The 15,307-nt window shown below is 61.3% G+C and carries 11 protein-coding genes and 1 tRNA gene; 5 read left to right on the top strand and 7 right to left on the bottom strand.

What is annotated here, in order from left to right:
* Window positions 1-309 (top strand): YciI family protein, encoded by a 309-nt coding sequence (locus AAXE93_RS11565; protein ID WP_115132369.1) that lies wholly within the window; start codon window positions 1-3, stop codon window positions 307-309.
* Here AAXE93_RS11565 and lipA read toward each other — a convergent pair.
* Entirely contained in the window at window positions 287-1,156 is an 870-nt protein-coding gene (gene lipA / locus AAXE93_RS11560) for a lipoyl synthase (protein ID WP_390130891.1), read from the bottom strand. The genes AAXE93_RS11565 and lipA overlap by 23 nt on opposite strands.
* Window positions 1,157-1,242: 86 nt before the next feature.
* Between lipA and AAXE93_RS11555 the strand changes: the two genes are divergently transcribed.
* Window positions 1,243-1,316 (top strand) — tRNA-Pro (locus AAXE93_RS11555).
* Window positions 1,317-1,383: 67 nt separating this feature from the next.
* Here AAXE93_RS11555 and cobJ read toward each other — a convergent pair.
* Window positions 1,384-3,123, bottom strand: coding sequence for a precorrin-3B C(17)-methyltransferase (cobJ, locus tag AAXE93_RS11550; protein WP_390130889.1), 1,740 nt, complete (start codon window positions 3,121-3,123; stop codon window positions 1,384-1,386).
* 69 nt (window positions 3,124-3,192) lie between these two features.
* Window positions 3,193-4,536, bottom strand: coding sequence for a hypothetical protein (locus AAXE93_RS11545; protein ID WP_390130887.1), 1,344 nt, complete (start codon window positions 4,534-4,536; stop codon window positions 3,193-3,195).
* Window positions 4,537-4,939: 403 nt separating this feature from the next.
* On the opposite strand from AAXE93_RS11545, the gene psaA reads away from it, so the two are divergent.
* From psaA to AAXE93_RS11530, 3 genes are all read left to right on the top strand, one after another.
* A complete protein-coding gene (gene psaA, locus AAXE93_RS11540) occupies window positions 4,940-7,243 on the top strand; it encodes a photosystem I core protein PsaA (protein ID WP_115010450.1) in 2,304 nt (767 codons plus the stop codon).
* A gap of 22 nt (window positions 7,244-7,265) precedes the next feature.
* Window positions 7,266-9,479: a photosystem I core protein PsaB gene (gene psaB / locus AAXE93_RS11535; protein WP_114987216.1), complete on the top strand. Its 2,214-nt coding sequence runs from the start codon at window positions 7,266-7,268 to the stop codon at window positions 9,477-9,479.
* Window positions 9,480-9,656: 177 nt separating this feature from the next.
* Window positions 9,657-10,376: a DUF3598 family protein gene (locus tag AAXE93_RS11530; protein WP_390130884.1), complete on the top strand. Its 720-nt coding sequence runs from the start codon at window positions 9,657-9,659 to the stop codon at window positions 10,374-10,376.
* An 11-nt stretch (window positions 10,377-10,387) separates the two neighbouring features.
* Here the strand turns inward: AAXE93_RS11530 and AAXE93_RS11525 are convergent, their stop codons facing one another.
* From AAXE93_RS11525 to AAXE93_RS11510, 4 genes are all read right to left on the bottom strand, one after another.
* A complete protein-coding gene (locus AAXE93_RS11525) occupies window positions 10,388-11,344 on the bottom strand; it encodes a cupin (protein WP_390130882.1) in 957 nt (318 codons plus the stop codon).
* Between the two features lie 41 nt (window positions 11,345-11,385).
* Window positions 11,386-14,502 (bottom strand): efflux RND transporter permease subunit, encoded by a 3,117-nt coding sequence (locus tag AAXE93_RS11520; protein WP_390130880.1) that lies wholly within the window; start codon window positions 14,500-14,502, stop codon window positions 11,386-11,388.
* A 108-nt stretch (window positions 14,503-14,610) separates the two neighbouring features.
* On the bottom strand, window positions 14,611-15,102 hold the full coding sequence (locus tag AAXE93_RS11515) for a photosystem I reaction center protein subunit XI (protein ID WP_011363361.1): 492 nt from the start codon (window positions 15,100-15,102) through the stop codon (window positions 14,611-14,613).
* 43 nt (window positions 15,103-15,145) lie between these two features.
* Window positions 15,146-15,262 (bottom strand): photosystem I reaction center subunit VIII, encoded by a 117-nt coding sequence (locus tag AAXE93_RS11510; RefSeq protein ID WP_006851672.1) that lies wholly within the window; start codon window positions 15,260-15,262, stop codon window positions 15,146-15,148.
* Window positions 15,263-15,307 lie beyond the last annotated feature (45 nt).

The raw sequence follows: 15,307 nt of genomic DNA, 5'->3' as shown, positions 1-15,307 counted from the left end.
GTGGCCTGGTTCGTCAAGACCGAAACCTTCACGGCCGTCGCCGCCGCTCTCTCCGTTGAGCAGCGGAGACCCACCCTGGAGGCTCACCGCCATTGGGTTTCAGGGGAAGCTGCAGTAGGCCGCCGTCTACGCAGCGGCTACCTGGTGGATGGCGATCGGCGTCCGGGCGGCGGGGGTTTGTTGATCTTTGAAGCGTCGTCCTATGCCGATGCCCTGGCGTGGGTGCAGAACGACCCGATGATCCGCGATGGCCTCGTGGACTGGCAGGTGCAGGAATGGATCCCCGTCAGCGGGGATGGCTGGCCATGAGCCGTTGTACTTCGCCGGCGTGGTAGCTGCTGCGGGTGAGTGGTGTGCTGACCACCTGGAGGAAGCCCAGCTCCTTTTCGCCCACTGTTCTGTAGGTCTCGAATTGAGCCGGGGTGACAAAGCGGTCGACGGCCAGGTGCTTGGGGCCAGGTGAGAGGTACTGACCGATGGTGACGATGTCGACCTTGTGTTTGCGCAGATCCCGGAGCGTCTCGATCACCTCTTCATCGGTTTCCCCGAGCCCCACCATCAGGCCCGACTTGCTGTAGGCCTTGGGCCATTGGTCCCGCACCCGTTGCAGCAGCTCGAGGGAGCGTTCATAGATGCCCTGGGGCCGCGCCAGGCGGTACATCCGCGGCACCGTTTCAATGTTGTGGTTCAGCACGTGGGGGGCGGCGGCCATCACCGTTGCCAGGGCATCCCAGTTGCCGCAGAAGTCGGGGATCAGCAGCTCAATCGTGGTGAGCGGTGAGCGTTGCTTCACCTGTTCGATGCAGGCCACGAACTGGGACGCTCCACCATCGGCGAGATCGTCGCGGTTCACTGAGGTGATCACCACGTGCTTCAGGCCCAGACGGGCCACTGCCTCCCCAAGCCGTTGCGGCTCGGTGGGATCGAGCTCGCGCACGCTCTTGTCGAAGTCGATGTCGCAGTAGGGGCAGGCGCGGGTGCAGCCGGGCCCCATGATCAAAAACGTGGCTGTGCCGCCTGCAAAGCATTCGCCGATGTTGGGGCAGCTTGCCTCTTGGCAGACCGTGTTCAGGTTCAAGTCCAGCAGCAGGTCAGCCACGGCGCCGATTCGCTCGCGCTGCGGAGCCTTAACGCGCAACCACTCCGGCTTGAGCACGGCGAAGCATCTTCAGTCCATGACCCTAGTCGCTGCTGAGATCTGCCGGGATTTCGCTTCACTGCGATCTTTTAAGATTGCAGAGCCGGGATGTGGCGCAGTTTGGTAGCGCACTTCGTTCGGGACGAAGGGGCCGCAGGTTCGAATCCTGTCATCCCGATTCTTGGTTTGCATGGCACTGCCTGGTCTTGATGGAGGCCTGAGCTAGGCCGAAAAAGGCTTGGCGCTCATTGGAGACTCGCCCCGGGGTAGCCCCGCGGCGTCACCATCCAGCCATCCTCTGCACGGCTGCTGCTGTTCCCGATCAGAACCAGCGTGAGCATGTCCACGGATTCCGGCTTCAAGCGCTCAAGGCTCGTGAGCTCACGGGATTCCTCTGCGCGGCCCAGCTGCCGCGCCAGCGTCACCGGGGTTGTGGGGGGGCGGTGTTTCAGCAGGATTTCCTTGGCGTGTCCCAGCTGCCAGTCCCGGCCCTTGGAGCGTGGGTTGTACAGAGCGAGCACAAAATCTCCAGCGGCGGCGGCCTCCAGTCGCTTTTCGATCACGGCCCATGGCGTGAGGCGATCGCTGAGGCTCACGCAGCAGAAATCATGCATCAGTGGCGCTCCGGCCCGGGCGGCGGCCAGCTGGAAGGCTGAAATGCCGGGATGCACCGCGAAGCTGGGCCGCTCCTTCTCGGGTTGCTGAAGCAGCAGCTCCAGAGCCAATCCCGCCATGCCGTAGATGCCGCTGTCGCCGGAGGAGATCAGAGCAACCTTGGCCCCTTGTTGGGCCAAGCGCAGCGCTTCGGCACAGCGGTCCCATTCCCGGGTGAGCTGGCCATCGAATCGAACCTGATCCGGCCGGCGCAGGGGCTCCAAAAGATCGAGGTAGAGGCTGTAGCCAACCCAGGCGCAGCAACGGGAGAGGGCCGCTTTGGCGTCTCCGCTGAGCAGGGACAGATCCCCTGGACCACTCCCCACCAGATGGAGTTCGCCCCTCTCTGGCGCGTGGGGGAGGGCCGCCTCGGCAATGGCCACCGTCACGGCACCCTGCTCCCCTGTTGCCGGACGGCTGATTCGCTTGGGCTGGATCAGATGGCCTTGTTCGCCCGCAGCCAGCAAGGCCGCTGCTTCAGCCACCGAAGCGGTCCCCATTTCCTGGCGCACCACTTCGGAGGGATTGGGCACGTCGATGGATGCAAGGGCATGCTCCGCAAAGGTTCGGAACGGCCATGCCCTGGTGCGGCTTAGCTCTTGCAGGGCCGGTTCATCGGATTTCCGCGCTGCGCTGGCGATGCCGGCGATCGCCTCCTCCGCCAGTCCTGCTGTTGCCAAGGCCTCGGCAATGGCCTTCTTCACCAGCGAAACACTGGTGTTGCGCTCACAGCCGATGCCTATCCAGAGCGTGGCTGGATGCCACTGGCAATCACCCCGACGGCGCGCTCCGATCACTAGATCAGCGGCGTCTGGCACATCCTTGGGATCGATGTTGTGCAGCAAGGGATGGCCTTCAGGGCCACGCCAGGTGGTGGATCCACTGCTCTGGTGAACGCTGATGCTGGATCCCTGGGATTGCCGCACCATCAGATCGCGCCAATGGGCCACCGATCCGCTGCGTTTCCAGCCCCAGCTCTCGCCAAAGGCATCCAGGGGGAGACGTCCTTCATGGGCGCAGGCGCCCGTGATCACCGCCTGCCCGCCGAGATCCATGGCGATTTCCCGGGCGCGTTGTTCGGCCCCTGCGGAATGGCCTCCCAACAGCGGAATGATGAATTCTCCTTTCGGGTCAAGCACCAGAACGGCTGGATCCTTTTCCTTGCCTTGGATCCGAGCTGCAATCAGGCGCGTCACTGCTCCCACGGCGCCCACGAACAAAACAACGTTCTCTGCCGTCCAGTGCCCATCAAGGGCGATGCAGATGTCTTGATCGACTGGCTTGATCCGGTCGATGTGGCCGCGCAGCAGCAAACGCTCCAACAGCGGCATGGCGCTGGGGCTCAGTCCTAGGCCCAGAGCGGGAGCGGCAGATGTGGGGTTCAGGGCAGGAAATCCGGATCAGGGCTTGCGCAAGCGCCCATCGCTGTTGAGCAACTCACGGGCTGATCCTCCCAGGCTGCTGCTTGGCTTCAGCTTGGGTTCCTCGTCGGCTGGCTGCTGAGGCTCCGCTGGCTCACCCGGGGCGGGAGTGGGAGGAGTGGGCCGAGCAGCTTCTGATTTGGATGGCTGTTCAGCAGGTGGCTGCTCAGCAAGCTGCTGTTCAATAAGGGCTGGCTCAGGATCCTGCTCTTCGTTTTCCTCTGGTGCCGCGGGCTCGGGGGTGGCCTTGGGCTTGGTTTCAACCTCGTCCTTGACGACGACCTCTGCTTTGAGCTCAGCCTGAGGAAGGTCTCGGGGCTGTTCTGTCTTCTCCTGTTGTTTCTCCTCAGTCTTTTGAGGAGGCTCTGGCGAGGATTCGACCACCTCCAGAACGTCAGGCTCAGGGGAGCCGCTCAGGCGCGCGAGCTGGCTTTCGGTGAGGCGTGGGCGCATCCAGCCCGGTTTGGCACCGGATGCGGCTTTCAGATGAATCAGCTGGTTGTTGAAGACCGGTGTGATTGGCTCGCCCAGCCCATTCAGCAGTTCCATCTGAATGTCATGGCTGCCTGAGCCGTTCGATCCTTTGAGCCAAAGGGCTTCCTGGTGATCAACCAAAAAGCTGTCCCCATCAATGCTGATGCGGAGTCGCCAGCGTCCATCGCCCTCCCGCAGGTTTTGCAGCGGAGCATTCCAGATCAGCCAATCCACCAACAGGGGTTGCAGGCCCTGCTCTCCGGCCGGTGAGACAGGGACCAGCCAGGGGGCATCACGTTCGGGTTGTGTGCCCTGCAGTTTTTGCCAGAGGTGCACGCGTCCCTGGACTGAGGCCCCCGGTGCTTGAACGGCTTCTCCCCAGGGGTAAGCGGCCCAGGCGCTGAACCGATGACTGCCCGCCTCCAGGTCATCGATGCGGACCTTCAGGCGGTTTCCATCGCTTTTGCTCAGTCGTAGGGGAGCGCGGTTGTCGATTTGGAGCACCACATGGGGCCCCAGGCCCAATTCGGGGTCGCTGCTGAGGGGCCAGTCGTCGATTTCGAAACGCAGCTCAAGGGCGTCAGAAGAAACGATGCTGTCGTTGCTTGGATCGATCAGCCGCAGGGAGGGGCGGTGCTGTTGCAGGTTCTGGCGCAGCTGTTGCACTGCCCCTGGAGGAGCCACTTCCTGGAGCTTCCCGCTGGGGGCTGAACTCGGCAGCGGTTTGGCAGCGGACCCTGCATCGCGATTGAAGAATCCAGGGCGCGCATGAACAGGTAAGCCGGCACCAAGAAGCAGCACTGCTGCCAGCAGAACAGCCCATATCGACTTCAGGCCAGGGCGACGCATCGGGTATTAACAGATCCGATCATTCTGAACAATCCGCCCTTCAGCGGCAGAGTTTTAGTTATTTAGGAAGGAAATATGCGTGAAATTGTGTTGCTTACTGCCTGAGATCTTTGTTGTTTCGCTGATTCTCAGCCTTCTGCAGACGCCTGTCGCTGACTGGCTCGCCACGGGATTGAACCTTTGTAACTCAGGGCCCTTTAACCCCCTACTCCGCCCCTATGCTTCCGCCAGCGGTCCCCTCTTTGGGGCCCCAGCTTCAGTGCAGGCAAGGGGTTTCGACCTCTTGCTGTACTGACGCCCGAACACCGATTCCTTGTGAATCCTTGTTCGGGGCCCCGATTGGCTTCGGCCCTTCGGAGGGGTGGCCCACCACCTCGAAACCCGTCCCTCGAGGAACGACTCGATGACCATCAGCCCACCTGAGCGTGGGAGTGACGCGAAAAGCCAGGTCGAGAAGGTTGACAATCCAGCAACCTTCGAGCTGTTCGGCAAGCCCGGACACTTCGACCGAGCTCTCGCGAAAGGTCCCAAAACCACCACCTGGGTTTGGAACCTTCACGCCAACGCTCACGACTTCGACGCTCACACGAGCGACCTTCAAGAGGTCTCTCGGCGGATCTTCTCCGCTCATTTCGGCCACCTGGCCGTCATCTTCATCTGGCTCAGCGGTGCCTTCTTCCATGGCGCCCGCTTCTCCAACTATTCCGGTTGGCTTGCTGATCCCACCCATGTGAAGCCAAGCGCCCAGCAGGTCTGGGCCGTCTTCGGCCAAGAAGTCCTCAACGGCGACATGGGTGCCGGTTTCCAAGGCATCCAAATCACTTCAGGCCTCTTCCAGATGTGGCGGGCCTGGGGCATCACCAGCGAAACCCAGCTCATGGCTCTGGCCATCGGTGCCCTGGTGATGGCCGGCCTCATGCTCAACGCCGGTGTTTTCCACTACCACAAGGCTGCGCCGAAGCTGGAGTGGTTCCAGAACGTTGAGTCGATGCTGAACCACCACCTGGCAGGTCTGCTGGGTCTCGGTTCACTGTCCTGGGCTGGTCACGTCATCCACGTGTCTGCCCCTGTCACCAAGTTGATGGATGCCATCGACGCCGGCCAACCGCTGGTGCTGAATGGCAAGACCATCGCTTCGGCTGCAGACATTCCGCTGCCCCACGAGTTCTTCAATCAGGACCTGCTGGCGCAGCTGTATCCCGGCTTCAGTGCTGGTGTCGGTGCCTTCTTCTCCGGCAACTGGGCTGCCTACAGCGATTTCCTCACCTTCAAGGGTGGTTTGAATCCTGTGACGGGAAGCCTCTGGATGACCGACATCGCTCATCACCATGTGGCGATTGCCGTGATGTTCATCGTTGCCGGTCACATGTACCGGACCAACTGGGGCATCGGTCACTCCATCAAGGAGATCCACGAAGGTCAGAAGGGTGATCCCCTGCTGTTCCCTGCCACCAACGGTCACGACGGTCTTTACGACTTCATGACCAATTCCTGGCATGCCCAGCTGGCGGTCAACCTCGCCATCGGCGGTTCAGTGAGCATCATCGTTGCTCAGCACATGTACGCGATGCCTCCGTATCCGTACCAAGCGATCGATTACCCCACCCAGATCGGGCTCTTCACCCATCACATCTGGATCGGCGGCTTCCTGATCGTTGGTGCCGGCGCTCACGCCGCTATCGCCATGGTTCGCGATTACGACCCCGCCAAGCACATCGACAACGTGCTGGATCGGGTGCTCAAGGCTCGCGACGCCATCATTAGTCACCTCAACTGGGTCTGCATCTGGCTTGGAGCCCACAGCTTCGGCCTGTACATCCACAACGACACCATGCGTGCCCTGGGTCGTCCCCAGGACATGTTCAGCGATTCGGCGATCTCCATTCAGCCGATCTTTGCTCAGTGGATTCAGAACGTGCACGCCGCAGCTGCTGGCAGCACAGCTCCCAACGCCCTCGCGGGTGTGAGTGAAGTGTTCAACGGTTCTGTTGTCGCCGTCGGCGGCAAGGTTGCCGCTGCTCCCATGCCGCTCGGCACCGCCGACTTCATGGTTCACCACATCCACGCCTTCACGATTCACGTGACGGTGCTGATCCTGCTGAAGGGTGTCCTGTACGCCCGTAGCTCCCGCCTCATCCCTGATAAGGCCAACCTGGGCTTCCGCTTCTCCTGCGATGGTCCTGGTCGTGGTGGCACCTGCCAGGTTTCCGCTTGGGACCACGTGTTCCTGGGCCTGTTCTGGATGTACAACTCCCTGTCTGTTGTGATCTTCCACTTCTCCTGGAAGATGCAGAGCGACATCTGGGGAACGGTGAATGCCGACGGTTCCGTCGCGCACATCACCAACGGCAACTTTGCCCAAAGCGCCATCACCATCAATGGCTGGCTGCGTGACTTCCTGTGGGCTCAGGCCGTTCAGGTGATCAACAGCTATGGCTCGAACACGGCCGCCTACGGAATCATGTTCCTCGGCGCCCACTTCGTGTTCGCCTTCAGCCTGATGTTCCTCTTCAGTGGCCGCGGCTACTGGCAGGAACTGATTGAGTCCATCGTCTGGGCTCACAACAAGCTGAAGGTGGCTCCGGCCATCCAGCCCCGTGCTCTTTCCATCATCCAAGGCCGTGCCGTGGGTGTTGCCCATTACCTCTTGGGCGGAATTGCGACCACGTGGGCCTTCTTCCACGCCCACATTCTTGTGGTCGGCTGACCTCTCCTGACCTCTCCCTCTAATGGCAACGAAATTCCCTTCGTTCAGCCAGGGTCTGGCCCAGGACCCGACAACCCGCCGTATTTGGTACGGGATCGCCACGGCTCACGACTTCGAGAGCCATGACGGAATGACGGAGGAGCGCCTCTACCAGAAGCTCTTCTCCACCCATTTCGGTCACCTCGCGATCATCGGCCTGTGGGTTTCGGGAAACCTGTTCCACATCGCCTGGCAGGGCAACTTCGAGCAGTGGGTCGCCGACCCCCTGCACGTGCGCCCCATCGCTCACGCAATCTGGGATCCCCACTTCGGTCAAGGCGCCATTGACGCCTTCACCCAAGCGGGTGCTTCCTCCCCGGTGAACATCGCCTACTCAGGCCTTTATCACTGGTTCTACACAATCGGCATGAAGACGAATGCCGAGCTGTATCAGGGTTCCATCTTCATGATGATCCTGTCGGCTTGGGCCCTCTTCGCCGGCTGGTTGCACCTGCAGCCCAAGTTCCGTCCTTCTCTGGCCTGGTTTAAAAACGCTGAATCGCGTCTGAACCACCACCTCGCTGTCCTCTTCGGCTTCAGCTCCATCGCTTGGACCGGTCACCTGGTTCACGTTGCGATCCCCGAAGCCCGCGGTCAGCACGTTGGTTGGGACAACTTCCTCAACGTTCTGCCTCATCCCGCCGGTCTTGGACCCTTCTTCACCGGCAACTGGGGTGTTTACGCCGAAAACCCCGATTCTCTGAATCAGGTCTTCGGTAGTTCCGAAGGTGCAGGCACCGCCATCCTCACCTTCCTTGGTGGTTTCCACCCTCAGACAGAAGCCCTCTGGCTGACGGACATCGCCCACCACCACCTGGCCATCGGTTGCCTCTTCGTGATCGCCGGCCACATGTACCGGACCAACTTCGGTATCGGTCACTCCATCAAGGAGATCCTCGAAACCCACAACCCCCCGAAGGGCACCCCCGGTGACCTCGGCGCTGGCCACAAGGGTCTCTACGACACCATCAACAACAGCCTGCACTTCCAGCTCGGTCTGGCTCTCGCCTCCCTCGGCGTGGTCACCAGCCTCGTGGCGCAGCACATGTACTCGATGCCGTCGTACGCCTTCATCGCGAAGGACTACACAACTCAGGCAGCCCTGTACACCCACCACCAGTACATCGCCATCGCGCTGATGTGTGGTGCCTTCGCCCACGGTGCGATCTTCTTCATCCGTGACTACGACCCTGAAGCCAACAAGGACAACGTCCTGGCTCGGATGCTCGAGCACAAGGAAGCGATCATCAGTCACCTGAGCTGGGTCTCCCTGTTCCTCGGTTTCCACACCCTCGGCCTCTACGTCCACAACGACGTTGTTGTTGCCTTCGGTACCCCCGAGAAGCAGATCTTGGTTGAGCCCGTGTTCGCCCAGTTCGTTCAGGCCGCCTCTGGTAAGGCCATGTACGGAATGGACGTGCTGCTCTCCAACGCCTCCAGCTCCGCCAGCCTTGCTGCCCAGAACATTCCTGGTGAGCACTACTGGCTGGACGCGATCAATGGCAACACCGATGTGTTCCTGCCCATCGGCCCTGGTGACTTCCTGGTTCACCACGCCATTGCTCTGGGTCTGCACACCACCACCCTGATCCTTGTGAAGGGTGCCCTGGATGCCCGCGGCTCCAAGCTGATGCCCGACAAGAAGGACTTCGGCTACTCCTTCCCCTGCGACGGCCCCGGCCGTGGCGGCACCTGCGACATCTCTGCCTGGGACGCCTTCTACCTGGCTGTCTTCTGGGCTCTGAACACCGTGGGTTGGCTGACCTTCTACTGGCACTGGAAGCACCTGGCCATCTGGTCCGGCAACGTGGCCCAGTTCAACGAATCCAGCACCTACCTGATGGGCTGGTTCCGCGACTACCTGTGGCTCAACTCCTCCCAGTTGATCAACGGCTACAACCCGTTCGGCAGCAACAACCTCGCCGTCTGGGCTTGGATGTTCCTCTTCGGACACCTGGTTTGGGCCACCGGCTTCATGTTCCTGATCTCCTGGCGGGGTTACTGGCAGGAACTGATCGAGACTATTGTCTGGGCTCACCAGCGCAGCCCCATCGCCAACATGATGGGTTACCGCGATAAGCCTGTGGCACTGTCCATCGTTCAGGCCCGTGTCGTCGGCTTGGCTCACTTCACGGTTGGCTATGTCCTGACGTATGCCGCCTTCCTGATTGCCTCGACTTCAGGGAAATTCGGTTGATTCCTTCCTGAATTAACCCGCGACGAGTCGTTCCTCGTTTCAAACGTCCCCATCCGGTTCGCCGGGTGGGGATTTTTGTTGTCTGTGCTTCGCAGTGGTTCTGTTGGACCGCGTTGTTGTTCTCGTCTTGCTCTGGGCCTTCTCTAGCCTCAGGCCTCGATCGGGATCGGGCTGAACGTGGGCGAATGGGAGCACCTGCAGCGCAACGTTGGTGAGTGGCGCGGCTGGTTCGACAGCCTGGACCGGACACTTCAACGCACCAAGCGTCAGCCCTCCCTGCTCACGCTTAAACCGGCTCCCTCCGGTGTGCCACTGAATCTGACTCTGCTGCTCTGGCCTGAGGGGGCGGGATCGAGTTCTCCCCATCAACCGCCTACCGGCGAGCCTGAAAAGCGGATCGTTCAATGCTTCACGCGGCTGGATCCCGACATGGGGGTCTTCGGCACCGGTAGTTTTTCAAGGGGGACGCTTCACCGCTCCACCTGGACCAAGCTCTATGCCGAGTTCGGGTTCTTGCATGAGCAACGCCGTCATCGCTTGGTGCTGCTTTGGGATGGTGCGGGGCAATTGGATCGGATTGTGCTGATCCGTGAGTTCCTCGCTGGCAGTTCAGCCCTGGAACGTCCACCCCTGGAGCCACATCAGCTGATCGGTGACTGGCGCTGCGACCACCCTTCGCCAGGGGACAACATCTGTTTTGCCGCAGGCGATCTTGATCGCTGGATCTTTTTGCCGGATGGAGGCGCTTTTCTGGCGCCGGCCCAGATTCATCCGCACCAGCCCTTCAACATCGAAGCGCTTTGGCTGTCGTGTGTAACGCGCCTCGAGCGCATTTCACGTCGCTATTCAGAACACGGTGCCCTCAGCTCGGTGAACCATCAATTGCTCACCCGTTGAGGTTGGGTTGGCTACGGTGTGTTAGTTAAGTCAGCCCGGCCTCTGTTGCTGAAGGCAATGTCGAGAGTGCGCAGATAGGTGTGCAGGCCGGCATCCTGAATGGGCAGCACGTAGGCGTCGGCGCCGGATTCGTTGTGGTGGGAGTGCCAGTAGCCGGGCGGTGTCACGAAGGCTGCGCCGGCTGCCCAGTCTTCCCGGTGCCCATTGCGGATCATTCCGTTCTCATCCAGCTCGGTGCCGATCATCGTGTAGCAACCCGGTTGGCAGGCCACCGCAAAATCAAGGGCGATTGACTGGTGTCGGTGGGGCCGCTGCACCTGGCCTGCGGGGAGGATTCCCAACATGGCCCAGAGGGTGTGGGTGACGGTGCGCGTCTGCGGGAAGGCGTTGTTTCCCAACAGCACACTCACGCGATTGGCGTTGGCTCCGCGGGGATGGCTGGCGATGGCATCCAACTGCGCGCGAGCATCCTCATGGCTGTAGAAGCAGGGTTCGAACACCGGTTTCACGGTGCTCACCCCCAGATAACGAAGCAAGGGGGCATCGTGCACCCAATACAGGCCTGCGTGCGTTTCGCTGCTGTGAATGGCTTCACCGCCCGCCGGAAGCACGAACGTGTCTCCCTCGCTCCAGTGAAAACCTTGACCGCAGGCTTCAGTTTGCCCATGGCCTCGGGCCACGAAGAACAACTGACTGGTCGCATCCGCATGGGTGCGCAGGGATCCATGATCCAGTCGGATGAAGTTGCCGCAGAGCGATGGACCCGTGGCCGGGCCTTCGCACTGCAAGTCGGCACTCAAATCAAGTGGTTGCAGGGCCGTTCCGGCTTGATCAAAAAAACTGGCCGAAAAGCTGCGGTAGGGGATCGTGCTGATCAGCCCCTGCTGCAGAGGATTGGCTGCTGAAGCGTAATCGAAGAACTGCGCCTGGGAACTGGTTACCGTTGTCGCGCGTGGGGTGATTGTCATCGTTCCCTCCAGCAGCAGAACCATTGGATCGAGAGCGCACCCTACGCGGTGGGCCTTCGATCGCGTTTCAGCATCAGATAAACGGCAGGGACGGCAAACAGGGACAGCAATGAGGCCACCAGCAGTCCGCTGAACACCACAGTGCCAATGCTGATCCTGCTGGCGGCTCCCGTGCCCTGAGCGAACAGAAGCGGCAGGAAACCCGCCAGGGATGTGACCGCTGTCAGCAGGATCGGGCGCATCCGGTTCACGGCCGCATCCACAACGGCGTCGCGCAGGGCCAGGCCTTCCGCCACCCGCTGGTTGGCGAATTCCACGATCAGAATTCCGTTCTTGGCCGCCAGACTCACCAGCACCATGAGTCCCATCTGGCCGTAAACATCCAGGGGAAGGCCCCGCAATTTCAAGCCGATCAGAGCTCCGAGCAGGGCTATCGGCACCGTGAGCAGGATGATCAACGGGTCAATGAAACTCCCGTAGAGAGCGGCCAGAAGCAGATAGACCACCGTCACGCCGAGGGCGAACAGCACCCAGGTGACCTGCCCAGCCTGTTGTTCCTCCAACGCCAGTCCCGTGAAGGCCAGGCCGATGTTGCTGCCTCCAATGCGATCTCCGGCCTGGGTTAGGGCATTGATGGCTTCACCGCTACTGACCGTTGGCGCGGGGATGGCTGTGATCCGGATGGCCCGGTTGAGTCCGTAGTGGCGAATGTTGTTGACGCCCTCCTCGAGGGTCAGGCTCGCCACGCTGGCCACCGACACCAGCTCACCCTTGCGATTGCGCACCATCAGCCCCGTGAGATCTTCCGGCCGACGTCGCTCGCTGCCTTCCAGCTGCAGAACAATGGAGCGGATTCGACCGTCGTCGTAGGTGTCATCGATGTAGCGGCCGCCGAAGGCGGTGCCGATCTCCCTCAGCGTTGTGCCGTAGTCGAGGTCGAGAGCAGCCAGTTGGTCGCGGTCGAGCTCCAGCCGCCAGCGGGGGGAGCTGGCATCAAAGCGGGTGCTCACCCGTTCAAATCGGTCTGTCGCCTTGGCAGTCTGGATGAAATTCTGGGCGACTTTGCCGAATTGCTCCAAGCTGAGTTGTCCTCCGCTGCGGTCCAGCAGTTCCAGCGAAAGTCCCGATTCACTGCTGAAGCCCCGCACGGTTGGCGGTGTGATCAGCACGACCCTGGCATCACCAACCCGTTGCTGAATCTTGAGATTGAGATGGCGTTTGATGGCCTTGCTGCTCTGCTCTTTGCCAGGTCGGTCCTTGAGTGGCTTAAGGCGCAGGTAAAACGATCCACGGTCTTCTCCGCTCTGTCCGAAGGAGCTGCCGGCATAAAAGTTGCCGGTGCGCACCAGGGGCTCTTCGCTGACGACGCGTCTGATGTCGTCCATCACGACCACGCTGCGCTCAAGGCTGGCTCCGTCGGGCAGGGTGAAGTAGCCACGGATCTGGCCTTGGTCGTCATCGGGGATGAACGCCGTCGGCATCACCGCCAATCCTGAGGCCGTGATGACAAGGCCGCTCAGCAGCACGAGGGCGATGCGTCGCTCGCGCTGAAGCCAGTGCTCGAGTTGTTTCGCGTATTGCGATTGCAGGGTTTGCATGCCCTGCCGAAGCCAGCGGCTGAGCTTGCCGATGGCCCCAGGAAGACGGCCGCCCCCTGGGCCCAACACCCTGGCGCAGGCCATCGGGGTGAAGCTGAGCGCATTCAAGGTGGAGAACAGGATCGCTCCGCTGATGGCCAGGGCGATCGGTTTATAGAGACGTCCGATCGATCCAGGAATGAGCAGCACGGGCAGGAACACTGCTGCCAGCACCAATGAGGTGGCCACAATGGCCATCGCCAGCTCAGCCATGGCGTCTTCGGCCGCCTGTTCGGGGGGTGTGCCCCGTTCGATGCGTCCGGCGATGTCTTCGCTCACGACGATGGCGTCATCCACAACGATCCCGGTAGCCAGCACCAGCCCAAACAGGATCAGGCTGTTGAGATTGGAACCGCTCAGTTTCACCAGGCTGAGGCTTCCCACTAGCGCCACCGGCAAGGCAAGGCCAGGGATCAGGGCGAGACGCCAGCGGCCCAAAAACAGCACCAGCACCACTAGCACCAACAGCACGGCATCGCGCAAGGTGATGAAGGTGCGATCGAGGTTGGCCTGAATCGTGTCGGCCACATCCACGATCGTTGAGAGCTCGATGCCCGGGGGAAAGCTCGCTTCCAACTGCTTCAGCTTGCGCTTGATTGCCTTGCTCAACTCCAGGGCATTGGCCCCATCTCGCTGGTAGACCCCCACGGCCACCGAACGCTCCCCAGCCAGATTTATGGCCTCGCGTCCGTAGTTGCGCTGTCCGAGTGCTACCCGTCCCACATCCTTCAGGCGCAGCAGCCCGCCGTTGTCGAGCCGGCGCAAGACGAGATTCTCGAAATCCGATTTGCTCCGAAGACGCCCTTCCGCTTCCACCGGAAGGCTCAGCACTTGGCCTGCTGGGATTGGGGCAGCCCCGATGCTGCCAATGGCAGCCAAAACGTTCTGTTCAGCCAGGGCTCGGCTGACATCGCCAATGGTGAGGTTGGTCTGTTCGAGGCGTTGCGGATCCAACCACAGGCGATAGGAGAGTTCACTGCTGCCGAAGATCCGCACATCACCGATGCCTGGTGTGCTGAGCAGCGCGTCCCGCAGGGTCTGGTCCAGCCAGCCGGTGAGAAAGGTGGGGACGTATTGATCCGGCGGGTGGCTGAAACCCAGGATCATCAACAGGTCTTCCGAGGAGCGCCGCACCTGGAGCCCCTGGCGCGTTACGGCCTGAGGCAGCCGGCGGCTGGCCAGGTTCACCTCGTTCTGAACCTTGATCGCATTCAGCTCGGGATCACCCGCGTTGAAGCGCAACGAGATGCTGGCGCCGCCCTGCCTGCTGGTTGAGCTGATGCTTTCGACCCCTTCAAGGCCATTCAGCTGTTGTTCCAATACCCGGGTCACGCTCTGCTCCACCACCTCCGGTGCAGCCGCCGGGAAGCTGGCGCTCACACTCACCCGGGTGGGAGCGAGGGGCGGAAGATCCTCCAGGCCCAGGCCGAACAACGCCGAGCAGCCCGCCAAAAGGATCAGCAGGCTGCAGACGACCGTCAGAACCGGCCGCCGAAGAAACGGCTGGGAGATCGACCGCACCGGGGCGTCTCAAATATGAATGAATCCTGCCAGGAAAAATCCCCCGGTTGCCTGATTCCAGGCAACCGGGGGATGAATGGATTCGTTTAGCGGTATTGGTGTATGGCTTCAGCCAACGCTCCAGACACCAGCAGCGATTTTGAACAGTTCCTGCACGTGAACGGTGTTGCAGAGGAACCAGGCGAAAACGGCACCGCCGCAACCACCGAGCCAGAACCCACTGGTGAAGTCAGCCCAACCGGTGCGGGTGAAAAGGTCGGCGGGGGGGTTCTCAACCGTCACATCAGCAGGGGGGATGTTGGGTTGCTTGCCGGGCTGGTTGTAAAGCAGGAACAGCAGGCTGAGGATGTGCACAGCGCCAATGGCAGCCAACAGGCCAGCGGTTTGCTGATACTCCGTGGCACGCAGGGGGCCACAGATGGTGAAGGGCCCGTAGAGCAGATAACCGAAGGCTGCGCCGGTTTCCAGACCACGGAAGTTCGGGGAAATCCCGGGGCGGTACAGGGGCAGATTGTTGATAAGGCCCTTGATGAAATAGCCGCTGTTGACGGGTGTCGCAAGGTTGCCGACGCAGGGATCAGCAGCAGGAGTGACGGTCATGGGTTACGAGTGCTGAGGGGTTGAAACGGTCCGCAGGTCGCGGTCACTCGGCAGCGGTGATCACTCGACCAACAAGGACGATGAACACTGCGGGGAACACGATTCCGGTGATGGGCACGAAAATCGCAGGCAGCCAGGCAGCAGCGAAATCTCCAGTCATGTCGAGGCCAAAAGCTTCGCAGCTACTGTAAGTAGGTCCGTTCTT

Origin of the sequence: Synechococcus sp. HIMB2401, assembly GCF_042883245.1 — a bacterium.
GTDB lineage: Bacteria > Cyanobacteriota > Cyanobacteriia > PCC-6307 > Cyanobiaceae > Parasynechococcus.
Note: the sequence above shows the minus strand (reverse complement) of the source record. Positions and strands in the feature narration are given on the sequence as shown.

What these genes read in the sequence shown, in the direction of transcription:
- AAXE93_RS11545 (WP_390130887.1), bottom strand. Translation starts at nt 4,536, where the DNA reads ATGCGTCGCCCTGGCCTGAAGTCGATATGGGCTGTTCTGCTGGCAGCA.
- psaA (WP_115010450.1), top strand. Translation starts at nt 4,940, where the DNA reads ATGACCATCAGCCCACCTGAGCGTGGGAGTGACGCGAAAAGCCAGGTC.
- psaB (WP_114987216.1), top strand. Translation starts at nt 7,266, where the DNA reads ATGGCAACGAAATTCCCTTCGTTCAGCCAGGGTCTGGCCCAGGACCCG.
- AAXE93_RS11510 (WP_006851672.1), bottom strand. Translation starts at nt 15,262, where the DNA reads ATGACTGGAGATTTCGCTGCTGCCTGGCTGCCTGCGATTTTCGTGCCC.
- AAXE93_RS11525 (WP_390130882.1), bottom strand. Translation starts at nt 11,344, where the DNA reads ATGACAATCACCCCACGCGCGACAACGGTAACCAGTTCCCAGGCGCAG.
- cobJ (WP_390130889.1), bottom strand. Translation starts at nt 3,123, where the DNA reads ATGCCGCTGTTGGAGCGTTTGCTGCTGCGCGGCCACATCGACCGGATC.
- AAXE93_RS11515 (WP_011363361.1), bottom strand. Translation starts at nt 15,102, where the DNA reads ATGACCGTCACTCCTGCTGCTGATCCCTGCGTCGGCAACCTTGCGACA.